This is a genomic window from Nonomuraea deserti, from assembly GCF_004348685.1.
In the GTDB taxonomy this organism is placed as follows: domain Bacteria; phylum Actinomycetota; class Actinomycetes; order Streptosporangiales; family Streptosporangiaceae; genus Nonomuraea; species Nonomuraea deserti.
This window is the reverse complement of sequence record NZ_SMKO01000013.1, coordinates 81,344-104,137: the sequence shown is the minus strand read 5'-3', so window position 1 is coordinate 104,137 and position 22,794 is coordinate 81,344. Positions and strand designations below refer to the sequence as shown.

General features: G+C 72.4%; 17 protein-coding genes. 5 read left to right on the top strand and 12 right to left on the bottom strand.

The window, feature by feature from the left end; all coding sequences use genetic code 11:
- On the top strand, positions 1 to 3,436 hold a 3,436-nt coding region (locus E1292_RS08440; RefSeq protein ID WP_220446733.1), incomplete at its 5' end, for a hypothetical protein.
- Between the two features lie 18 nt (positions 3,437 to 3,454).
- Here the strand turns inward: E1292_RS08440 and E1292_RS08435 are convergent.
- The 5 genes from E1292_RS08435 to E1292_RS08415 form a co-directional block, all read right to left on the bottom strand.
- Positions 3,455 to 5,056: an acyl-CoA synthetase gene (locus tag E1292_RS08435; protein WP_132593736.1), complete on the bottom strand. Its 1,602-nt coding sequence runs from the start codon at positions 5,054 to 5,056 to the stop codon at positions 3,455 to 3,457.
- A gap of 68 nt (positions 5,057 to 5,124) precedes the next feature.
- Positions 5,125 to 6,273, bottom strand: coding sequence for a thiolase family protein (locus E1292_RS08430; protein ID WP_132593734.1), 1,149 nt, complete (start codon positions 6,271 to 6,273; stop codon positions 5,125 to 5,127).
- On the bottom strand, positions 6,273 to 7,292 hold the full coding sequence (locus E1292_RS08425; protein WP_132593732.1) for a thiolase family protein: 1,020 nt from the start codon (positions 7,290 to 7,292) through the stop codon (positions 6,273 to 6,275). Before E1292_RS08425 ends, E1292_RS08430 begins: the two co-directional genes overlap by 1 nt.
- The gene (locus E1292_RS08420; RefSeq protein ID WP_246090001.1) at positions 7,289 to 8,188 is read right to left on the bottom strand and encodes a Zn-ribbon domain-containing OB-fold protein; all 900 of its coding nucleotides are present in this window, start codon (positions 8,186 to 8,188) and stop codon (positions 7,289 to 7,291) included. Before E1292_RS08420 ends, E1292_RS08425 begins: the two co-directional genes overlap by 4 nt.
- Positions 8,178 to 9,725 (bottom strand): acyl-CoA synthetase, encoded by a 1,548-nt coding sequence (locus tag E1292_RS08415; protein WP_132593730.1) that lies wholly within the window; start codon positions 9,723 to 9,725, stop codon positions 8,178 to 8,180. The genes E1292_RS08420 and E1292_RS08415 overlap by 11 nt, the downstream gene beginning before the upstream one ends.
- 330 nt (positions 9,726 to 10,055) lie before the next feature.
- Between E1292_RS08415 and E1292_RS08410 the strand changes: the two genes are divergently transcribed.
- Complete coding sequence (locus E1292_RS08410) at positions 10,056 to 10,865, top strand: crotonase/enoyl-CoA hydratase family protein (RefSeq protein ID WP_132593728.1); 810 nt, start codon at positions 10,056 to 10,058, stop codon at positions 10,863 to 10,865.
- 468 nt (positions 10,866 to 11,333) lie between these two features.
- The gene (locus E1292_RS08405; protein ID WP_165974446.1) at positions 11,334 to 12,542 is read left to right on the top strand and encodes an MFS transporter; all 1,209 of its coding nucleotides are present in this window, start codon (positions 11,334 to 11,336) and stop codon (positions 12,540 to 12,542) included.
- Between the two features lie 297 nt (positions 12,543 to 12,839).
- Here the strand turns inward: E1292_RS08405 and E1292_RS08400 are convergent, their stop codons facing one another.
- From E1292_RS08400 to pgfA (E1292_RS08380), 5 genes are all read right to left on the bottom strand, one after another.
- A complete protein-coding gene (locus tag E1292_RS08400; RefSeq protein ID WP_132593723.1) occupies positions 12,840 to 13,952 on the bottom strand; it encodes an NAD(P)H-dependent flavin oxidoreductase in 1,113 nt (370 codons plus the stop codon).
- 83 nt (positions 13,953 to 14,035) lie between these two features.
- Positions 14,036 to 14,773, bottom strand: a complete 738-nt coding sequence (gene dprE2 / locus E1292_RS08395) for a decaprenylphospho-beta-D-erythro-pentofuranosid-2-ulose 2-reductase (RefSeq protein WP_132593721.1) — start codon at positions 14,771 to 14,773, stop codon at positions 14,036 to 14,038.
- The gene (dprE1, locus tag E1292_RS08390) at positions 14,770 to 16,089 is read right to left on the bottom strand and encodes an FAD-binding oxidoreductase (RefSeq protein WP_132593718.1); all 1,320 of its coding nucleotides are present in this window, start codon (positions 16,087 to 16,089) and stop codon (positions 14,770 to 14,772) included. Before dprE1 ends, dprE2 begins: the two co-directional genes overlap by 4 nt.
- A complete protein-coding gene (locus tag E1292_RS08385; protein WP_132593716.1) occupies positions 16,086 to 16,973 on the bottom strand; it encodes a decaprenyl-phosphate phosphoribosyltransferase in 888 nt (295 codons plus the stop codon). Before E1292_RS08385 ends, dprE1 begins: the two co-directional genes overlap by 4 nt.
- Positions 16,970 to 17,890: a cell envelope lipid trafficking protein PgfA gene (gene pgfA, locus E1292_RS08380; RefSeq protein ID WP_132593714.1), complete on the bottom strand. Its 921-nt coding sequence runs from the start codon at positions 17,888 to 17,890 to the stop codon at positions 16,970 to 16,972. The genes E1292_RS08385 and pgfA (E1292_RS08380) overlap by 4 nt, the downstream gene beginning before the upstream one ends.
- 119 nt (positions 17,891 to 18,009) lie before the next feature.
- Between pgfA (E1292_RS08380) and E1292_RS08375 the strand changes: the two genes are divergently transcribed.
- Positions 18,010 to 19,263, top strand: coding sequence for an acyltransferase family protein (locus E1292_RS08375; protein ID WP_132593712.1), 1,254 nt, complete (start codon positions 18,010 to 18,012; stop codon positions 19,261 to 19,263).
- On the opposite strand, the gene E1292_RS08370 is transcribed toward E1292_RS08375, so the two are convergent.
- Entirely contained in the window at positions 19,200 to 21,029 is a 1,830-nt protein-coding gene (locus E1292_RS08370; protein WP_132593710.1) for a glycosyltransferase family protein, read from the bottom strand. The two genes, E1292_RS08375 and E1292_RS08370, sit on opposite strands and share 64 nt — an antisense overlap.
- Before the next feature lie 113 nt (positions 21,030 to 21,142).
- On the opposite strand from E1292_RS08370, the gene E1292_RS08365 reads away from it, so the two are divergent.
- Entirely contained in the window at positions 21,143 to 21,883 is a 741-nt protein-coding gene (locus tag E1292_RS08365) for a class I SAM-dependent methyltransferase (RefSeq protein WP_132593708.1), read from the top strand.
- Here the strand turns inward: E1292_RS08365 and pgfA (E1292_RS08360) are convergent.
- Positions 21,824 to 22,792: a cell envelope lipid trafficking protein PgfA gene (gene pgfA, locus E1292_RS08360; RefSeq protein ID WP_132593706.1), complete on the bottom strand. Its 969-nt coding sequence runs from the start codon at positions 22,790 to 22,792 to the stop codon at positions 21,824 to 21,826. The genes E1292_RS08365 and pgfA (E1292_RS08360) overlap by 60 nt on opposite strands.
- Positions 22,793 to 22,794 lie beyond the last annotated feature (2 nt).

Sequence of the window (22,794 nt, the reverse complement as noted above, 5' to 3'; positions counted from 1 at the left end):
GGCCGGGCCTGGGACGGGGCTTGTCTGGGCCGGTGGGGCGGTGTCGTCGGTGCCGGGGTTGGCGGCGCCGGGCGGTGTGCGGGCGTTCGGCGTCCCGATCGGGGACACGGGTTTCCCGACGACGGACGCCGTCGCGGCGCCCGCGCCGTTGCTGCGGTTCGACGGGCCGGATCCCGCGGCGGTGCCCGAGCTGGCCGCGTGCCTGGCCAGGGCCGCCACCGCCGCCGTCGAGCACGCGGCACCGGCGAGCAGGGACGTGACCCACCGCCTCCACCTTCTCGCCGCCTGGCTCGAAGCGCGGGACAAGCCGGCCGACGCCCTGGTCCCCGCGGGGGAGGCCGTCGTACGGCTGCGCGGCCTGGCCGCCGAGGAGCCCGGGCTGCGGTCCATGCTGGCGGCGACCGTGAGCATGCTGGCCCGGCTCCATGCGCGGCTGGATGACCTGGACGCCGCCGCACGATCGGCGGCGGAGGCCGTACGGAGTCTGCGTGCCCTGGTCGCGCTCGACCCTGGCGGGCATCGCGCCCGCCTGGCCGACCAGCTGCTGGTGCTGGGCGAGTTGATGCTGGCGGACGACCGGCCCGAGGCGGCGCTTGGCCCGTTGCAGGAGGTCATGTGCGTGGTGGCGGAGCGGCACACCGCGACGCAGGCGAACGCGCGGAGGCTGCTCGGCCTGTGCCTGGACGAGCTCGGCAGGACCGCCGACGGCGTGGCGCAGCTGGAGATCGCCGCCGAGCTGTACGACGTGGCCGGCGGCCACGCGCGGCACGCGGCCGGGGTACGGGCCAGGCTGGACCGGATGCGCACGGCGCCGGACGTGCGCGACGGCGAGCGGCCCTGGCTGCTGGCGATGGTCACCCGCGATCCCGAGCAGGCCGTGGCCGGTGCGGAACGGCGCCTGGCGGAGTGCAGGCAGTCCTTCGAGAGCGCGGGCGTACCGGGGCTGGAGGAGATCCACGCCTACCTGGCCGCCCAGGCGACGCTCGCCCGCGCGTGGGCGGACGCGGGGCGGGCCGGGGACGGCTTCGCGCTCGCGATGCAGGCGGCCGAGCTGCTGCAGCGGTATCCCGTACCGGATCGGCCGCACGCGATCGCCGTGGGCATGGTCGAGGCGGCGCTCGGGCGCTCGCTGGCCGGGCTCGGCCGCCACAAGGAGGCCATTCCGCACCTGCTCACCGCGATCGAGTCCTACGAACCGCAGACCGGCACGAGCGCAGCGTTCCGGACGGAGCTGGCCGAACTTCTCATTCTGGAGACCGTCGCGCTGTCCCGTGCCGGCTGCCCGTCGGACGCGGAGGCCGCCGCCGACCGGCTGGTCGGGCTGTACGAGGGGCTCGTGGCGGACGGGCTCCATGCTCCCCTGGCGCTCGCCGGGGCGCTGCGGCTCCAGGGCGGCATCCGCTTCGCCCGGCGAAACGCCGGGGGCGCGCTCCAGTCGGTCACCCGGGCGCTCGACATCACGGGCGCGGCGTCCGGCGGCGGGCTGCTGGTCGCCACCTGCCTGGAACTGGGCGGGCTGTGCCTGGCCGAGCTCGGCCAGAGCGACGCGGCCAGGGCGAAGCTGACGGAGGGGGCGGCGTCGATGGCGGAGCACGGTCGTGTCCCGCCGGATCTCGTCGACGTGCACGTGCCGGCCCTGATCACGCTGGCCGGGCTGCGCGTGGCGGAGGAGGGGCCCGCCTCCGGGGTGGCTCTGTGGTCGCGGATTCTCGACATGCGGCCGTTGCCGGGGGTGGACGTACTGGAGGTCCTGGTCGAGGCCCTGGCCGGTTTCACGGGCGACATATCGGATTTGGGGCTGGCGCTGGCGGCGTTCACCGACGCTCTGGAGCGGGAGGTGCCGCTGAGCGGCACCGGCGCCGAGCTGCACGCGAAGTACGGGCGCTGCCTCTCGGGGTTCGGTGACGCTGCAGCGCGGGCGGGAGACGACGGGACCGCACGCGCGGCCGGCGAACTGGCCGCCGATCTCGCCGTCCGCGTCCACCGGAACCTCGCCGCGACGTCGGGTGGGCACCGTACGGAGCTCGGCCTCGCGCTGGCCGCCCTGGCCAGGCTCGGCCACGCCGACCTCGCCGTCATGGAGCAGGCCATCGACCTCCTCGCCGAACCGCCGGACAGCGCGCTCCGCCGGCCGGACGACGCGCTCCACCGGCCGGGCGGTGCGCTGGTCGACGTGCTCGACCGTTATGCCGGCCGGCTGCTCGAAGAGGGCCGCGCCGTCGAGGCCCTGGCCCACTGCGAGCGCGCCGCCGATCTCTGCGACGAGCTGGACGACCCGGCCCTCGCCGCCGTCACCTACGCCCGGCTCGGCACCGGCCTGGCCGTGCTCGACCGGCCGCAGGCCGCGCTGGAGGCGATCACCTGGTCGCTGGCGGAGCTGGACCGGGCCGCGGCGTCGGGTCAGGAGCTGCCGCACGTGCGGGCCCAGGCCATCCGGGTACGCGGGCAGGTGCTGCGGGCGTTCGGGAGGGGGCATGAGGCGCTGGCGCATCTGGTGGAGGCGCTGGGACTGTTCACCCGGCTGTCCGACACGGAGGCCGCCGCCGAGACCGCCGCGACGATCGCCGACGACCTGCTGGCGTCGGGGCGGGCCGAGGAGGCCACCGAGTACGCCAGGGCTGCCGCGACCGGGTACGCCACCGGCACCGTCAAGCACGCGCTGGCCACCCAGCGGCTGGCCAGGTGCCACCTGGTGCTCGGCGAGCTCACCGAGGCCAACGCGCTCGTGGAACAGCTGATCCCGATGGCCAGGCGGTGGCCGGACGACCTCACGCACCGGGCGATCCTCGCCGACTCGCTGGCGCAGAGCTCGGAGCTGCTGCCCCTGCTGCGGCTGGACGGCGGGACGGAGGCGGAGTCGAGAGCGCGGGAGGCGACAGCGCTCTACGACGAGTTGCTGGCCGGCGGCATGGACGCGCAGGCCGTGCACACGGGCCGTGCGGGCGCCTGCCTGGCGCTGGCCTCGGCGCTCAGGATGCGGGGCATGGCCGCCGACGCGATCCAGCCGCTGCGGGAGGCGGTCGCGGCGCTCGAACGCCACGGCTCCGGCCATCCCATGCTGGTCGGCCTGCTGTCCAGGGCGATGCTCATGCTGGGCGACGCCCTCATGGAGGCGGGCCGGGCGCTGGAGGCCGGGCTGGTCTTCCACCGGGCCACGCAGGTGACGCGGGACACGCTGTCCAGAGCCGTGGCGCACGCCAAGCTCGGCCTCTGCCAGGAGGAGCTGGCCAGGGACGACGCCGCCGACGCCGCGCTGCGGGTCTCCGCGGGGCTGCTCCGCGACCTGCTGATCATCGAACGTGGCGCGGGGCCGGCGGATCTCCTGCGTGACGTGCTGCACGGGCGGCTGCGGCTCATGGAGCGGGCCGGGCGGGACGACGAGGCGACGGCGATCCAGGACGAGCTGCGCCGCCTCACCCGCGCGCAGGCTCCGTGAGGGCCGGTGAGTTCCGGATCACCCGTGCGAAGCTTCGGGCGAGCCGCCCTCCACCGTCTCCCGTGCCCAGCGGTAGTCGGCCTTGCCTGCCGGTGAGCGCACCATCTCCGCCACGAATGCGTACGACCGGGGCACCTTGTACCCCGACAACAACTTCCTGCAGTGCGCGTCGAGTTCCTCCTCCGTGACCTCGACGCCCTCCCGTGGCTCGACCACGGCCGCCACCCTGCTCCCCCAGCGTTCGTCCGGCACCCCGGTCACCACCGCGTCGAACACCGCCGGATGCCCCTTGAGCACCGCCTCGACCTCTTCGGGGAACACCTTCTCCCCGCCGGTGTTGATGCACTGCGAACCCCGGCCGAACACGTTCACCGTGCCGTCGGTCTCGACGGTCGCGAGGTCGCCGGTGAGCAGCCAGCGGGTGCCCTCCTCGTCGGTGACGAACGTGCGGACCGTCTTGGCGGGGTCGTTGTAGTAGCCGAACGCCACCCGGCCCGACCTGGCCACCGTCCCCATCTGCCCGGAGCCGGGCTCGACGGGTCTGAGCCGTTCGTCGAGTACGGCCAGCTTGACCACGGAGTTGGGCTGGTAGCGCAGGCCCTTCTCCGGCGAGGAGCCGGCCACGCCCGACGCCGTGTAGCCGGACTCGGTGGAGCCGAAGTTGTCGAGGATCATGACGTTCGGGAGCAGCTCCTGCAGCCGGTCGCGTACGGCGCCCGACAGGATGGCCCCGGTCGAGCTGACCACGAGGAGCGAGGAGACGTCGTGGCCGCCGCCCTCCAGCGCGTCCGCCAGCGGCCTGGCCATGGCGTCGCCGGTGATGTTCAGGGTGAACACGCGTTCCCGCTCGACCGTCCGCCACACCTCGGGGGCGTCGAACTTGCGCACGTACACCATGGCCGAGCCCATCCACCAGGCGATGAACGTGGCCATCTGCGCGGCCCCGTGCATGAGCGGGGGTGCGGCCATCATCACCATCGGGTTGGCCTTGACCGCCTCGTCGACGACCTCCTGCGGGGTGGCGCGCGGCTCGCCGTACGGGTTGCCGCCGCCGAAGCCCATGAACAGGTCCTCGACGTGCCACATCGCGCCCTTGGGCAGTCCGGTGGTGCCGCCGGTGTAGATGATGTAGACGTCCTGGCCGGAGCGCGGCGGGAACCCCCGTTCCGGCTTGCCGCGTTCGAGGGCCGTCGCGTACGGCACCGCGGAGCCGATCGACGACGGCCCGCCGACCGCGATCAGGTGCTCGAGCAGCGGCGCCTCACCGGCCACCGCGGTCACCCTCGGGTCGAACTCCACGTCGTAGATCAGCGCCCTGATGTCGGAGTCGCGGTACAGGTAGAGCAGTTCGGCCTCGACGTAGCGGTAGTTGACGTTGATCGGCACGGCCCGGATCTTCAGCGCGGCGAGCACGCCCGCGACGTACGGGACGCCGTTGTAGAGCTGGATCCCGACGTGCTGGCCCGGCTGGACGCCCAGGTCGGTGAGGTAGTGGGCGAGCCGGTTGGCCTCGGCGTCGAGTTCGGCGTAGGTGCGCCGGTCCTGGCCGCAGACGACGGCCGTTCTGTCCCCGACCGTGTCCGCGAGCCCTTCGAACAGGTCAGCGTGGTTGAACTCCATGGCGACCCTTCCTCTTGCCGGTCAGAGGCCCTTTTCTCGGTTCGGGGTATGCGGGGTGTCCCCGCAGGTCAGGGTTTGTCGCGTCCGACGATCCACATCGCGAAGAACTGGGATCCTCCGCCGTAGGCGTGGCCGAGCGCCGTGCGGGCGCCGTCCACCTGGTGCTCGCCCGCCGTCCCGCGCACCTGCAGCGCGGCCTCGGCGAACCTGATCAGCCCGGACGCCCCGATGGGGTTGCTGGACAGCACGCCGCCCGAGGCGTTCCACGGGATGTCACCGTCGAGTGCCGTGGCGCCCGACTCGGTGAGCTTCCATCCCTCCCCTTCCGCCGCGAAGCCCAGGTTCTCCAGCCACATCGGCTCGTACCAGGAGAACGGCACGTACACTTCGGCCACGTCGATGTCGCGGCGCGGGTCGGAGATGCCGGCCTGGCGGTAGACGTCGGCCGCGCAGTCCTTGCCCGCCTGCGGGCTGACCGTGTCACGCCCGGCGCGGAAGATCGGCTCCGAGCGCATGGCCGTGCCGTGCACCCAGGCGGGGGTGCCGGTGATCGCCCCCTCCGACGACAGCACCATGGCGCAGGCGCCGTCGCTGGACGGGCAGGTCTCCAGGTAGCGGATGGGCTCCCAGAGCATGGGCGTGGACTCGACCATGGCCCGGTCGATGCCGGGGATCCTCAGGTGGGCGTACGGGTTCTTCAGCGCGTTCAGCCGGTCCTTGACCGCGACGAGCGTGCCGATGTGGTCGGGGGCTCCCGACGTGCGCATGTACTCGCGGATGTGCGGCGCGAAGTAGCCGCCCGCGCCCACCACCAGCGACGCGCTGAACGGCAGGTGCGTGGAGAGCGCCCAGGTGGCGTTGGATTCCGACTGTTTCTCGAACGCCACGACCAGCACCCGCTCGTGCACGCCGCCCTGGATCAGCGAGGCGCCGACGAGCGCCGTCGAGCCGCCGACGCTGCCCGCGGTGTGCACCCGCATCATCGGCTTGCCCGCCGCGCCGAGCGCGTCCGCCAGGTACGACTCGGGCATCATCACGCCCTCGAACAGGTCGGGCGCCTTGCCGATGACGACGGCGTCGATGTCCTTGAACGTCAGCCCGGCGTCCTCCAGCGCCCGCAGCGCCGCCTCGCGCACCAGCCCGGCGATCGACATGTCCGTACGCCGGCTGCGGTAGCGCGTCTGCCCGATGCCGATGACAGCACAACGGTTTCCCATCACGCCTCCAACACGGTGACGAGGTTCTGCTGCAGGCAGGGGCCGCTCGTGGCGTGCCCGACGGTGCGGCGGGCGGCGCCGTCGTGGACGCGCCGCGCGGCCTCGCCGATGCGGATGAGGCCCGTGGCCATGACCGGGTTGGCGGCCAGCGGGCCGCCGGACGGGTTGATCTCCGTGTCGTCGCGCAGGCCGAGCGCCTCCCGCAGGATGATCTCCTCGTGCGGGAACTGGGCGTGCAGCTCCGCCACCTCGACGGGGCCCTTGCCGACCCCCGCGGCGCGTGCGGCGTCGGCGGCGGAGTCGGACCGGGCCAGGTCGCGCATGCCCAGGTAGTGGGGCTCTGTGCGGTGGGCGATCCCCCGGATGTAGGCGGGCCGGGGGCACAGCCGGCTCGCCAGGTCGCCCGCCGCGAGCACGATCGCGGCGGCGCCGTCCGTGATGGGCGGCACGTCCGTCGCTTTCAGCGGCCGCACCGCGACGTCCTCGCCCTCCGGGTCCGGCAGGTCGAGCGCGTACGGGTTGCGCCGCCCGTCCGCCCGGCTGCGCCTGACGATCTGGTCCAGCTCGGCCCGGTCGGCTCCGGCCGCGTTCGCCTGGAGCGCGGCGTAGGAGAGCTGGTCGAGCCCGAGCGGCGCCAGGTAGTACGGGTCGAGCTGGAGGGTCATGATCGTGCGCAGGTCGCCCAGCGACGACTTGCCGAAGCCGTAGACCAGGGCCGAGTCGATGTCGCCGTGCTGGAGGCGCACCCATGCCTCGTACAGGGCCCAGGCGCCGTCCATCTCGACGTGGCTCTCGGAGATGGGCGGCCAGGCGGCGAGCGCGTCGAGGGCCGACACGAACGAGAACGGGGCGCCCGCCAGGTAGTCGCAACTGCCCGAGCAGGTGAAGCCGAACCGCTTGAGCCCGGTGCGCTCCTTGACCTCGCCGATCACGGGGCCGATGAGCTCGGGCTCGGTCAGGCCGGTGTCGTGGCCCGTGTGCCGCGTCTGGGCGAACGCGACGATCGCTACGTCTCTCATGGCTGCTCCACGTCGGGCTCGCCGGTGGGGGCGAACCAGCGGATGTTCGCCATGGACGCCGTTCGTTCGGGCTCGGGGACCCAGACGGCCCTGACGCGCATACCCTGGCGTACCTCGTGGGCGGGTACGTCCCCGATCAGGGCGATCACGGGGATGTCGCTGCCGTCGAGCAGGATGTACGCCGACACGAACGGCACCTCGGGGGCCCGCGGGTCGGGCAGGTTGTTGATGGCGAACGTGGTGATCGTCCCGGTGTCGGGGAGTTCGAGCGTCTCAGGGATGGCGTTTCCGCATTCGGGGCAGGTCAGCCGGTACGGCACGTACACCTTGGCGCAGGTGTCGCAGCGGCCGCCGAGGAAGACGCCGCGTTCGATGCCCTCCAGGAAGACGCGGAGGGCACCGCCCGCCTGGAGGCGGTATTCGGTGCGGACGTTGGCCACGATGTCGGTGACTTCAGGGACGAAACACGAAATGTCGGTGATCTGACCGGTGGGGTGGTCGTTCCAGACCGGCCACACCCGCATGCCCGCCCGCAGCCTCTTGGGATCACCCGCGTCCACGGCGTGCACGAGCGCGGTGTCCGCGCCGTCGAGCTTGATCAGCGCCCAGGCGAAGGGGCGGTCGAGCGGGTGGCCCGCGCCGGGCTCGGGCACGAACGCCCACGTCGTCACCGTTCCCGCCGGGCCGACCTCGACGAACTCGCCGGTGACCGGTTCGCCGGTCGCGGGGTCGTACTCGAGGGGCGGCACGAGCACCTTGCCCTCCTTCGTGCGCACCCCGACGATGCGGCGGCCGCGTAATTCGCTGAGGAACCGCCCGATCACCGGGCCCGTGGTGCGCGTGTAACCGCCCGGGAACTCCAGAACGTGCTGGGCTACCAGCGGGTCAGATGGCACGGTCGTGTCCCTCCCAGTACGGGTCGCGTAGCTTGCGTTTGAGCAGCTTGCCGTTGGGCTCGCGGGGCATCTCCGCTATGAAGTCGATGCTCCTGGGCCACTTCATCCTGGCCAGGCGGCCCTCCAGCGACGCGAGCAGCTCGGCGGCCAGCTCCGGCCCCGGCTCGACGCCGGGCGCGGCCTCGACCACGGCCTTGATCTGCTCGCCCCACTCCTCGTCCGGGATGCCGAACACGGCCACGTCCGCCACCTTCGGATGGACCATGAGCTCGTTCTCGATCTCGGCCGGGTAGATGTTGGCGCCACCCGAAATGATCATGTCGGCCTTGCGGTCGCAGAGGTAGAGGAAGCCCTCCTCGTCCAGGTATCCGATGTCCCCAACGGTGAAGTAGTCCTTGAGCCGGTTGGCGGCGGTCTTGGCGGGATCGCCCTTGTACTCGAACGGGACGCCCACCATCTTCATGTAGATCGTCCCGGGGGTGCCGGCCGGCACCGGCTCGCCCTGGTCGTCCACGACGAGCAGCTCGCTGATCGGCCAGGCCGAGCCCACCGTGCCCGGGTGCGCCTTCCAGCCCTCGGGCGTGGCCAGGGTGCCGCCGCCCTCGGTGGCCGCGTAGTACTCGTACACGCAGTCACCCCACCACTCGAACATCGCCCACTTCACCGGGACCGGGCAAGGCGCGGCGGCGTGGATCATCCATCTCAGCGAGGAGAGGTCGTACGCGCGCCTGGTCTCCTCGGGCAGGGCGAGGAGCCGCTTGAAGTGGGTCGGGACCATGTGGGAGCTGGTGACGCGGTGCCGCTCGCACAGCCGCAGCATCTCCTCGGCGTCCCACCGGTCCATGTAGACGAGCGTGTGACCCATGTGCAGGGCGGACCCGCCGAACTGGGTCACCGCCGTGTGGTAACTCGGCGAGGTCACCAGGTGGGCGTTGGGGCGGCCCGGCGTGATGCCGAACAACCCGAGCAGGAACGTCATCAACTCGGCCGAGTCGTCGGGATCGAGCCCGCTCAGGCGGCGCCTGACGCCCTTGGGCTTGCCGGTGGTGCCCGAGGTGTAGTGCATGGTGGCACCGGCGGTGCGGTCCTCGGGCGCGGTGTCCGGCTGCCCGGCGGTCAGCTCGACCACCGGGCGGAACCCGCCGGCCCGCTCGCCGAGCACGAACCGGCGCCCCGGCTCGATGGCCTCCGCGCCCCTCGCGCCCTCCTGGAGGAAACGCGGGTGCACGAAGAACGCCTTAGCCTCGCTGTCGGACACGATGTACGCGATCTCGGGGCCGGTCAGATGCCAGTTGACCGGGGTGTAGTACCACCCGGCCTGCAGCGCGGCCAGGTAGAGGACGAGACCGTCGACGCCGTTGGGGGCCAGGCCGCAGATGCCGTCGCCGGGTTCCAGCCCGAGACCGCGCAGGCCGTGCACGAGCCGGTTCGAGCGGGCCAGCAGGTCGCCGGCGCGGTGCTCCGTACCGTCGGGGTCCACGGCCGCGATCCACTCGGGGTCGGCCTGCGCGAGCCTCCAGAAACCGAGCGTCCCCATCTACTCCCCCTACTCATGGCCTCCACTCCGTGGAGGCGGGTTCGGTCGCCCTTGATGCCGCCATCTCCCCCCGGTCGCTACGCTCCCGCCGCTCCTCCAGGCGACGGCGCTCCCTCACGGGCTCATGGCCTCACTCCGTTCGGCGGGCTCGGTCGCCCGATGCCGCCACCTTCCCCCGCTCTGGTCGCTACGCTCCCGCCGCTCCTCCAGGCGACGGCGCTCCCTCACATCACGGGGGTCGAACAGGAACCTGTTCTCGTTTGATGGGGGGAGCGTATCCTGGGGCGAAAGTTTGTAGCAAGCGCTTGATTCAGCAAATCGGAGGCATCCGTGGAGCTCCTGCCGATCAGCACCCCCCACTGCCGGGTCGAACGCGACGGCCACGTCCTGACCGTCACCATGAACCGGCCGGAGGCCCGCAACGCGCTCTCCTCGGACATGCTGGTCGGCCTGGCCTCGGCATGGGCGTACGCGTCGGCGGAGCCGGAGATCCGGGTCGCGATCCTCACGGGCGCCGAGGGCACGTTCTGCTCCGGGGCCGACCTCAAAGCCATGGGCCAGCCGTCCACCGACCCCGAGGTCCAGGCCAGGGCCGCGCAGATCCCCAACTACCACTGGAAGGGGCTGCTGCGCGAGGAGCTGCCTGCCACGCCGGTCATCAGCGCGGTCGAGGGCTACGCGGTCGCGGGCGGCACGGAGTTGCTGGTGGGCACCGACCTGCGGGTGGTGGCGGAGTCGGCCACGCTGGGCCTGTTCGAGGCCAGACGCGCCCTGTTCCCCATGGGCGGCAGCGCCGTACGCCTGCCCCGGCAGATCCCGTACTGCCACGCCATGGACCTGCTGCTCACCGGGCGCCCGATCACGGCGGCGGAAGCCCTGTCCATGGGCCTGGTCAACCGGGTGGTCCCCGACGGGCAGGCACTCGCGGCCGCCCGCGAGCTGGCCGAGGACGTCGCCGCCTCGGGCCCGCTGGCGGTCCGGGCGATCCTGCGCACCTACCGCGACACGCTGGGCCTGGCCGAGCCCGAGGCGCTGAAGGTCTCGGACGAGCTCGGCTGGCCGGTGATCGGCTCGGAGGACGCCAAGGAGGGCACCCGCGCCTTCCGCGAGAAACGGCCCCCGGTCTACCGCGCCCTCTAGGCCAGGCGATCACCGGCAGCGTCGGACGGACGTCAGGCCTCGACGCCCATGCCGAGCCACGGACACCGGACAAGGCATTCCCCGAAGCGTCCGCTCAATGTCCGGCAGCCGCCCTTGTCCCGGCTTCCCCGGCGATGAAGGCTGTACCGATGTGGCTGGCCGCCCCTGCGGCAGGCGAAGGGCAAGCCGGTCACGAGCATGGCGGACATCGTGGGGAGGAGGACACATGACCAAGCCGCGTCTGCGTGACCGCGAGTACTGATCGACGGCCGACACGCTGACCGGTCGGAAAGGTGATCGGCTCGGGACACCATGGACGGCGCCGCGGGATCGGAGAGCCTTACAGCGCTGTCGGGTTGCCACCGACCGTTCAGCCTGCCGCCCCCGGCCAGTCACATGCGTAACCAGCTGCCTGGCAGGGGGCGGCCGTGTCGAACCGACCCAGAACCGGAAAACCCGCTCAACGTGATGACAACCGACAACGCCTCGCGAGCCACCATCGGCCAGGTGCTGGCCTACGGCGAGTTCCGAGCGCTGTGGCTGGCCCACGCCCTGTCCCTGGCCGGGGACCAGATCGCCAGGGTCGCCATCGCCGTGCTGGTCTTCGGCCGGACGGGCTCCATCTCACTGACGGCGCTCACGTACGCGCTCACCCTCGTTCCCGCGCTGATCAGCGGCCCCCTGCTGGCAGGCCTGGCCGATCGCCATCCCCGACGCCAGGTGATGATCGTGGCGGACGTCGTGCGGGCGGCGCTCGTCCTGGCCATGGCCTGTCCGGGGCTGCCGCTGCCGGTGGTCGGCGTGCTCGTGGTGGCCGTGGTGATGCTGAACGCGCCCTTCAACGCCGCACGATTGGCGAGCCTGGCCGACGTCCTGCCGGCCGCCCAGCACCCGATCGGCATGGGAATCACCAGCACGACGCAGCAGGCTGTGCAGTTGCTCGGGTTCGGCGGGGGCGGGCTGATCGTGGCCATGCTGGGGCCGAACGTCGCGCTCGTGGCCAACGCCGCCACCTTCGTCGTCTCGGCAGCGGTGATCCGCGCCTTCGTCCGCCACCGTCCAGCCTCGTCCTCCTCCGAGCACGCGAACAACCGCCTCACCCGCTCGGCACTGGGCGGCATCCGCATGGTCTGGACCAACCGCCGGCTGCGCTATTTCGCCACCCTGTCGTGGCTGTACTCGTTCTTCGTGGTCCCGGAGGCGCTGGCGGTGCCGTACTTCGCGCAGATCGGCGAGAGCACCGCCTACGTCGGGCTCTTCATGGCCGCCGACCCTGTCTGCTCCGCGGTGGGAACCCTGCTGATCACCCGGCTCGTGCCGGAGGCCGGCCGCGCACGCCTGCTCGCCCCGATGGCGCTGGCCGTGGGCTTCCCCTTGCTGCTGTTCGCCTTCCAGCCGGGCCTGCCGCTTTCTCTGCTCCTGCTGGGAGCCACCGGGTTCCTGTCGAGCTACATGGTCCTGGCCCACACCGGTTTCATCAGAACGGCCCCGGACGATCGCAGGGGCCAGGTGATCGGCGTGGGCTCGGCGGGCCTCATCGGGGGTCAAGGGCTCGGCGTCCTGCTGGCCGGCCTGCTGGGCGATCTGCTGGGCGCTCACCTCGCGATCGCCACCTGCGCTGCCGCGGGTATCCTGACCGCCATCGCCATCACGACCTCCGGCCGCCGCTCGTCGTGAACCTGTCCTGATCGTCACCGGTCCTGCCGGGCCAGGTGCACGCCAATCACGGCGACACCGGCCGCTGTCACGAGCTCGACGACCGCGAGGCCGTGTGCCCCCCGGCTGGGACGAGGAGAGCACAGGGGGCAACGAGCTGGGGGCCCGTGGCCGGTCGGGAAAGGCCGACCTGATCTTCGCCCCCGCCGACCGGCTGACCGATGACCGCACGGACCAGATCCCGGCCGGGGCCGCGTCGGCGAACTGCCGTGGCGGCGCGGAAGACCGTGACTCACCTGGCGCGCCGGCGCCGGTGGATCAGGGCCGGTCGCCGGTGATGCGGCCGAGGCGTTCCAGCGTCTCGGCGTACTCCTCCAGCAGCCCGAACACCACGTCCTTGGTCGACCTGACCTGGTTGGTGACGCCGATGATCTGGCCGGCGGGGAAGGTGGCCAGCTCCGACACGTCCGAGCGGCCGATGCGGCGCAGCGCGTCCGACACCAGCATGAACTGCAGCGGCATCGACAGCGTGCCCGGCGAATCCTCCGACTCCCACGCCTCGGTCCACTCGTTCCTGAGCAGCCGCGCCGGCTTGCCGGTCCAGCTGCGCGAGCGCACCGTGTCCCGGGACGTGGCCGCCAGGATGCGCCGCTTGGCCATCTCCGGCGTGTCCGCCTCCTCTACCGTGAGCCACAGGGATCCGGTCCACACGCCCTCCGCCCCCAGCGCCATCCCCGCCGCCATCTGGCGGCCGTTGCCGATGCCGCCCGCCGCCAGCACGGGCACGTCCACGGCGTCCACGACCTGCGGGATCAGCACCATCGTGGAGATCTCGCCGGTGTGCCCGCCGGCCTCCGTGCCCTGGGCGACCACGACGTCCACGCCCACCTCCACCTGCTTGAGCGCGTGGCGGGGCGTCGAGGCGAGCGCGGCGACCTTGACGCCCCGAGCGTGGGCGAGGTCCACCACGTCGGCGGGCGGCGGGCCGAGCGCGTTGGCCAGCAGCGCGATCGGGTGCCGCAGGGCCACCTCGACCTGGGGCCGGGCTGTGGCGTCCGTCCAGCCGAGCAGCACCCTCCCGGGGTCGGCGTCCGAGGACAGCGGCGGCACCCCGTGCCTGGACAGCAGGTTCTCCACGAACGCGCGGTGCCCGTCGGGGATCATCGACTGGAGGCGGCCGACCAGCTCCTCAGGGGCGAAGTCCGCGCCCTCGTACGAGGCCGGCATGACGACGTCCACCCCGTACGGCCTGCCGTCCACGTGGTCGTCGATCCACTTGAGCTCCATCTCGAGCTCTTCCGGCGTGAAGTAGAGAGCCCCCAGCACCCCCATGCCGCCCGCGCGGCTGACGGCGGCGACCACGTCCCTGCAGTGGCTGAAGGCGAAGATCGGGAGTTCGATTCCGAACATGTCCGTGACCCGTGTCCGCATGGACCGACCATAAGTCCGGGAAAGCTGTACTGCAACGCGTTCTACTCTAGAACGTTCACTCGGTCACCCTGATGGAATGCGTTCTAGCGAGGCAGCCTGCGCCAGAGGGCGCGAGGCAGCAGCCGCAACACGCGGAAGGCGGGCCCGAGCGCCCGCGGCACCCAGACGGAGGGCGCGCCGGCACGCAGCGCGGCCACCGTGGCCAGCGCCACCTGCCGCGGCGTCGAGGACATCGGCGCGGGTGCCAGCCCTTTCGTCATCCGCCCGATCACGAAGCCCGGCCGCACGATCAGCACCCTCGCGCCCGACCCGTGCAGGGCGTCGCCCAGGCCCTGGGCGAACCCGTCGAGCCCGGCCTTGGCCGAGCCGTACACGAAGTTGGCCTTGCGCACGCGCGCGCCCGCCACCGACGACAACACCACGAGCGTGCCGTGGCCCTGCTCGCGCAGCACCCTGGCCGCGTGCAGCCCCACCGACACGTGCGCGCCGTAGTTGACCGCCACGGCCTCGGCGGCGGCCGCGGGATCGGCGTCGTAGCGCTCCTGGGTCCCCAGCACGCCGAACGCGGAGATCACCACGTCGAGATCCCCCACCAGCTCCGTCGCCCTGGCGAAGACGGCGCCGTGCCCGTGCACGTCCAGCGCGTCGAACGGCACGACGTGGACCTCCGCGCCGAGGTCGGGCGGGTCGAACCCGTCCCGCGCGGCCAGCACCACCCGGCCCGCGCCCAGCCCTGCCAGCAGCCTGACGATCTCCAGGCCGATCTCGCTGCGCCCGCCGAGCAGCAGGACGGTGTCGACCCCGCCAAGCGCGTTCTTCACAACCGCAGCCTCCTGGCCAGGTCGGAGCGGAACAGCCCGGCGGGATCGGCCTCGTCCCTGATCCGCCGCCACCGCTCCAGTTCGGGATACATCTCCGCCATCATGGCAGCGCCCAGCCGCGCGTCCTTGGCGAGATAGACGCGACCGCCCGCGCCCGCCACCCGCCGGTCGAAGCCGCGCAGCAGGCCGCTCAGCCCGCGCCCACCGGCGGGCAGGTCCAGGGCCAGGGTCCAGCCGGGCATGGGGAACGACAGCAGGCCGCCCGAGCCGGGCCCGAACCTCTTGAGCACGGTCAGGAATGACGGGCTGCCGTGCTCCGACAGGGTCGCGACGATCCCGCGCAGCGTCTCCTCCGCGCCCAAGGGCACCACGAACTGGTACTGGACGAACCCTCGCGGGCCGTACATGCGGTTCCAGCCCTCCACGCCGTCGAGCGGATGGAAGAACGGCGCGATGCCCTGTGTGAGGGTCCGGCGGCGCGGCGCCCTGCGGTACCAGAGCTCGTTGAACGCGCGCAGGCTCAGCCCGTTGAGCAGCCCGCCGGGCACCCACGCGGGGGCCCGCGCCAGCGCGCCCGGCGCGAACGGCGGCGCCTCCTTCACCTCGGCAGGCGTCGCGTGATCGCCCCTGGTGAGCACGCTGCGCCCCATCCGGCGGCCCCGGGCGATCAGGTCGATCCAGGCCACCGTGTAGCGGTGACGGTGGTCGCTGTCCGCCATGACCGCCATCGTCTCGTCCAGGTCCGCGGTGCGCTGGACGTCCACCCGCATCATGGACGTCCTGATCGGCACGCAGCCGAACGTGACCTCGGCGATCACCCCGGTCAGCCCCATGCCGCCGACCGTGGCCGCGAAGAGCGGGTGGCCGGGACGGAGGGTCAGGACCTCGCCTCCCGCGGTCACCAGGGTCAGCGAGCGGACGTGCGCGCCGAACGAGGAGTCGCGGTGGTGGTTCTTGCCGTGGACGTCGGCGGCGACGGCTCCGCCGACGGTGACGTGCCGCGTGCCGGGGCTGACGGGGACGAACCAGCCCTGCGGGACGAGCGCCGTCATCAGCGTGTGCAGGCTCACCCCGCCGGAGGCTGTCACCAGGCCGCTGCCCTCGTCGAAGGTCCACGCGTCCAGGCCGGTGCAGTCGACGACGAGCCCGCCGGCGTTCTGCGCCGCGTCGCCGTACGAGCGGCCGAGGCCCCGCGCCACCACGCCCCGGCGCGGCGCGGACGCGACCAGCTCGCGCAGCTGCCCGACGGAGCGGGGCCTGGCGAGCCGCGCGGGCGTGGGCGCCGTACGCCCCCAGCCGGTCAGGAACGTGGTCACGCGTAGATCCCCAGACCGACGAGGGCGACGAGCACGGCGGCGAACAGCAGGGTCGGCCGGTCGCGCAGGGCGAGCTCCTCCGGCTCCTCGCCTCCCCCGCGCTCCACAAGCAGGTTGTGCCGGAGCACGAGCAGCACGAAGGGGACGATGCTGAGCCCGTAGAACAGGTCGTCGTGCGCGTTGAGCGCCCACAGGCAGTACGTCACGATCATCGCGCCCGAGCACATGGTCCGCACCTGGGCGAGGTAGGCGGGCGAGTAGGCGGCCAGCGTCGCGCGCGTCCCCGCCGCCTCCACGAGCCGCAGCTCCGCCTCGCGTTTGCCCGCCACCAGCTGCAGCGCGGCCAGCGAGACGACCACCAGGAACCACCCGGTCACCGGCACGTCGACCGCCACGGCTCCGGCGTATGCCCTGATCACGTGGCACCCGGCGACCGCGATCAGGTCCACGACCTCCTGGTGCTTGAGCCACAGCGTGTACGACAACGTCAGGACGAGGTAGCCGGCGACCACGGCGGGCGGCTTCCAGCTCCCGGTGAGCGCGGCGACGGCGGGCGCCAGGAGCAGCAGCACGACGCCGGTCACCCGGGCGGCCCGCACCGACACCGCCCCCGCCGCGACGGCCCGCCGCCGCTTGCGCGGATGCAGCCGGTCGGCCCGCACGTCGGAGGCGTCGTTGATCAGGTACGAGCCGCTCGCGGCCAGGCAGAACGCGGCGAGCACCAGCAGCGCGGCGAGCAGGTAGCGCGGCTCGCCCAGCACCCCCGCGGCCATCGGCGCGGCGAGGACCAGGACGTTCTTCAGCCATTGGCGGGGCCTGGCGGCCCTGATCAGCGCCAGCGCCGGGGTGGCCGCCCGGGGGCTCGCCACCACGCCCTGGCTCATGTGGTCCTGCGGCCGCGCAGGGTCAGCAGGAGGCCGGCGACGAACAGCACGACGCCCACCACACCCAGCACGACGGGCAGCGTGACCCTGATCAGGTCGATCTGGCTCTTGCCCTCTTGCGCGCTCTTCACGAGCCCGTCGACGGTGTCGTCGGTCATCTTGGCCGTGGCCACGAACGCCTTGGAGCGCTCGACGCCGTCGTCGCTCTTGAGCACCTCGTTGCGCTGCTGCTCCTGGCGGACGGGGGCGCCGGTGGTGGGCTCGATCCAGAAGGTGTTGGTGCCGGAGTAGACGCGGTCGAGTTGCACGTCGCCCGACTCGCCCATGCCGAACCAGTCGGCGGGCGCGGTGAGCGTCTGGGTCCTGGTCTCGGGGACGACCTGCTCGAACTTGTACGTGTTCAGCCCGCCGACCTGCTCCTCGCCGACGAACTTGGCCTCGAACGCCTTGCCCGCCGTGGAGTTGAAGACCATGTAGCTCTTCTTCTCCACGTCGAACGGGAACTTGTAGATCTGCCCCTGCAGCTCCACCGGCTCCTTGTCGATGCTGACGCCGCAGCAGTTGAGCCCGACGCCCGAGCGTTTGTCGAAGGCGCTGCGCCGCTCGGTGAAGTCGATGCCGGGCTTGCCGTTGGTGACGTCGTTCACGGCGGTGAACTCGTCCCACACGACCCGGTCGCCGGACGCCTCCTTCACGTCTCCGCGCGTGGTGACGATGATGTCGAGGTCGGCGGTCAGCACCTTGCCGTCGGCGACGCTGAAGTATTGTGCGCCGGTCGCGCGGAGCTTGCTGATCCCGTACTGGTCGCCTTTGGCGCTCATGAGCGCGGGCGCCACCTGGAAGCGCACCAGAGGGGCCAGAACCACGAGGAATGCCCCGACGGCGATGAGGACGCTGCCAACGACGACCCGGTTCATCGACCCTCCATGTGCCAGGTGCACGGACGCCTGTCTGGGTGGTTAAGTACTGAAACCAAGTTTCTACTCGCCGGTATGTTATTGCGGGGAGTGACCATCGTCACCAGGGATGCGGAAACGTGACCGAAACAGGTTCTACATCGGCGCGGCTGCCGGCGATCTCCGGCCGCCAGGCCGCGCTCGACGGCATCCGCGCCGTGGCCGCCTTCGCCGTGCTGCTCTTCCACGTCGCAATGGAGGCGGGAACGGCGCTGGAGCCAGGGTTCCTCGGCGGCGTGCTGTCGCGGGGCGAGATCGGGGTGCCGATCTTCTTCACGCTCTCCGGCCTGCTGCTGTACCGCCCGTGGGCGGCGGAGGTGCTGACCGGCGAGCGGGCCCCGGACACGCGCCGCTACCTGTGGCGGCGCTTCTTCCGCATCGTCCCCGCCTACTGGCTGGTGGTGGCCGTGGCCCTGCTGCTGTGGGGCGAGGCCCACCGGTCCGACCCGTGGACGTGGGCGCAACTGGCGTTCCTCGTGCACACCTACGACCTGACCCCGTGGTGGTTCGGCCTCGGGCCCAAGGGGCTCGGGCAGATGTGGAGCCTGGCGGTCGAGCTGACCTTCTACCTCACGCTCCCGCTGATGGCGGCGGCGCTGCGCTGGTTCGCGCTGCGCGCGGGAGCCGACCTGCGGGCCAGGGCCAGGCGCCTGCTGATCGGGCTGGCCGCCTTCGGCGCCCTGTCGTACGTGTACACGATCTTCGAGTACTTCCCCGAGTACCGCCCGTGGATGAACGTGTGGCTGCCGCGCTCGTGGACGTTCTTCGTGCCCGGCATGGCGCTGGCGGTCCTGACCGTCTGGGCCAGGGCGGAGGACGGACGGGTACGCCGCCTCTGCGCGGCCCTGGCCGGCTCGTGGGGCACGCTGTGGCTGATCGCCGGGCTCGCCTACCTGATCGCCTCCACCCCGGTGACCGGGCCGCGCTTCGTCGGCCTGGGCGGCATCTGGACGGCCTTCTCCGAGCAGGCCCTCTACACGCTCGTCGCGCTCTGCCTCGTGGCGCCCGCCGCCCTGGAGTCCGAGCGGTCCACCCGGCTGGGCGAGCTGCTCGGCGGCCGGGTCATGAGCTATCTCGGCCGGATCTCGTACGGGGTCTTCCTCTGGCAGTTCGTGGTCATCTACCTCTGGTACGACTTCACCGGCCAGCGGCCGTGGACCGGCAACCTGATCCTCAACCTCGTCGCGATCAGCGCCCTGTCCGTCGCCCTCGCCGGGCTCACGCATCGCTACGTGGAGGAGCCCGCCCGGCGGCTCATCCGGCTCGTCCCTCACGCGGCGGGAGGAGCCGGCCCCGGCTCCCCGAAGGCCGCGGCCCTCAGGCAGAATGCCTGACCCTGGCCGCCCGCCGCGCTGATCCGCATCCCCTTGCCCGACCCGTCGTGCGGCACGTAGTAGAGCGCGCCCGTCTCTCCGGTCGCCGGCAGCGTGGCCGCCCGCTCGGTGCCGCCGAGATCCACCACCACGTGCACCTGCCGGGGACTGGTGTAGGCCAGGGCCACCACCATGCCGGGGCCGCCGAGGGACTCGACGGGGAAGACTTCGTCCTCCGCGTAACACTTCTCGCCCTTCACCGCGTCGAAGAACGGCGTCACCCGGCCCACCGGGACGAGCTTGCCCGTGGAGTCGAAGACGTACGGCTTCGCCGAGGGCCGCGGGTCGCGCATGCGCCGCCGGGTCCCGGGCTCGGCCAGCGGCGCGAGCACGTACGACGTCAGCCTGCGGGAGCCGTTCCACGGCAGGACGACCTCCGGCGGCACGGGACGCGGGTAGATGTCGGTCCCCGGCGCGGCGGTGGCCAGCGAGGCACGCGCGTTGCCCAGGTAGCTCCTGACCTTGTCGCCGCTGAGAGTGTCGCCGTAGGCGTTGATCGACACCAGCGACGCGGCGAGCACGGCCACGGTCAGCGCGCTCGCGGCCATGGACAGGCCGCCGCCCACCGGCCGGCGGCGGGCGTCCGGCTCGCCCTCGACCGGGTGCCAGGCCAGCGCCAGGCAGAGGGCGAACAACACCGCGGCGTCGGCGACGTACCGCGTCTCCGCGCCCACGAGGTCCCACGCGGTCGCCCGCGCGATCGTGGTGGGGATCGCGTCGGCCACGACGACGTATGCGGCCAGGATCGCCCACGCCCGCCACGCCCGCCTGCGGTACACGCACGTGATCACGACCAGCAGCGCGAGCAGCGCCCATGCCGCGATCACGGTGGCCTGGGCCGGGTCGGCCAGCCCGCCGGTGGAGGTGAGCCCGCCCCAGCGCAGCGGGCCGCCGACCGCGCCGGTGGGAAAGGTCTCCCCCAGCAGCCTGCGCAGCAGCCCCGGCACCACCTCGGCCTTTGGCCCGGTCAGCGCGTCCGAGCCGGCGGTGTCGCGGCGCAGCAGGTAGAGCACGGCGTATCCGGCCAGCAGCGCTCCGTGCGCCCACCAGACCGGCCTGCGCAGCTCGGCCGCCAGCGCCCGCAGCCACAGGCCCCTTCCGAGGTAGGCGCTGGTGACCCCCAGCACCACGAAGGGAATGAACACCCCCTTCGTGGAGCAGGCCATCCCGGCGGCGGCCCAGATCAGGGCGTGCCACCGGCCCTTGCCCTCGCGTACGTACCTGACGTGCGCCGCGAGCGCGGCGACCAGCGCGAGCTGCAGCGGCACCGCGTTGAGCGCCGCCGCCCACCAGCTCATCGCGGGAACGGTGAGCGGCGCGAACGCGTAGACGGCGAGGGCGGCCAGCACCACGGCGCGGTCGCCGAAGAGCCGCCGCAGCAGCACCAGGAACACGATCGAGGCGGCCGCCTGGAGCGCGAGCGTCACGAACGACACCAGCGCCCAGCTGTACGGCGCCACCCAGGTGAGCAGCCACACCAGGGCCAGCGAGCCGGGCATGAGATGCCCCTTGTGCACGCGGGTCAGGTAGTCCCAGGTGAGCCCGCTGTCGCCGGCCGCGGCCACGAACAGGAAGTCGTCCTCGACGAAGTACGCCTTGCTGAGGACGTGGGCCCTGAAGATCAGCGAGACCAGGATGAGCAGCAGGCCGACGCCCATGATCGGCCCGGTGCGGATCGAGGGCAGCGTGATCCGCACGGGTTCGGAGCTCTTGGCGCCTTCCACCATCGTCGTTTCCTTCCGCTGCGTCAGAGATCCCCCGAGTGGACTGCCGTGACGGCCCTGCCAGGCACGTCCACGGCAGGCCAGTAGGCGGGGTGCTTGTTGGTAGGCTCCGCGCCGTGGACACCCCCGTACCGTTCCGAGCGGATCTCGGCAGGTCCGTCCGGCTGCTGCGCGCCTTCCGTCTGGAGCAGAGCGATCCGGACTTCTTCTACGGCACCCTGGCCATGGACACGGTCGCCCAGCTCGGCACGTACACGGGGCTGGCGGGCGCCACGGTGGCCGACGTCGGGGGCGGTCCCGGCTACTTCGCCGACGCGCTGCGCGCGGCCGGGGCGCGCCCGGTGTGCGTCGACTGCGACGCGGGCGAGATGCGCCTGCGCGACGGCCGGCCGCCGCGCGAGGCCGTGCTGGGCAGCGCGCTCGACCTGCCGCTCGCCACGGGCTCGGTGGACGTGTGCTTCTCGTCCAACGTGCTGGAGCACGTCCCAGACCCGATCAGGATGGCCGCCGAGATGGTCAGGGTCACCCGGCCCGGCGGGATCGTCTACCTGTCGTACACGGTGTGGCTCTCGTTGTGGGGCGGCCACGAGACCTCCCCCTGGCACTACCTGGGCGGCCACTACGCCGCCCGGCGGTACACACGCAGGCACGGCAGGCGGCCGAAGAACGTCTACGGCGAGAGCATGTTCGCCGTCGGGGTGGCCCGCCCGCTGGCCTGGGCCAGGCGCTGCCCCGACGCCGACCTGCTGGACGCGGTCCCCCGCTACCATCCCCGCTGGGCCCGGCACGTCGTCCACCTACCTGGCGTCCGCGAGCTTGTCACCTGGAACCTGCTCCTCGTCCTGCGCCGCAGGTGAGCGCCGCCGCACGAGCAGGAGCGCGGCCACGACGCAGCCCGCGCCCGCCACGCCGCCGCCCACCGGCGCGACCGTGCCCAGCAGCACGATCCAGCGACGATAGGCCGCCGCCGTGTCCAGCGCCGCCACGACGTCGGCCTCGCTGGTGCGGAACGTCGCCTCCAGCGCGGTCAGCCGGCCCCGCCCGTCGGCCGTGACCAGCGTCTCCTTCACCTCTTCCACCGTCCTGACCGGCTGCCCGCTGACCGGCTCGACCCAGTACGTACGCCGGATCTCGGCGTAGCGGGCCAGCCCGACGTCGCCCTTGCCGGGCAGCCCGACGAGGCGGCGCGGCAGCGGCGCCGTCTCCCCCGGCACCGGCCGGCGCGGCGTGCGCTGGACGTAGCGGTAGGTCTCGACGCCGCCGATCTGCTCGACCCCGTCGAAGGCGGCCGTGACCGGCACGCGCAGCCGCAGGTCGAACAGCGTGTAGTCGCGGCGCTGCGCGTTGAAGGGCCAGCGGAACGCCTGGCCGGACTGCCGGATCGTGGTGTCCTCGTCCAGGTACTCGCCGCAGCAGTTGATGATCGCGCCCGTACGGCGGTCGAAGGCCAGGCGCCGCTCGTGGTAGTCAAGCCGCTCCTCCTCCCGCGTGGCCAGGGAGACCGACTCGCCCCACACCGCGCGGTCCTCGTCGCCGGCCAGCACGTCGCCGATCAGCCAGCGGGTCCGCACCAGCTCGCCCACCACCGGCCGCATCGTGGCCGGATCGAGGTAGGTCGCCGACTCCGCCACCGACCGGGTCATGCTCTGCTGCTCCAACGGCGCTTTGAGCACCTGGGCGGTCACGTACAGGCGGGTCAGGGGGATGAGCGTCAGCAGGAAGGCGCCCACGCCGGCCAGCACCAGCGCGAGGTTCCTGCGACTCATGA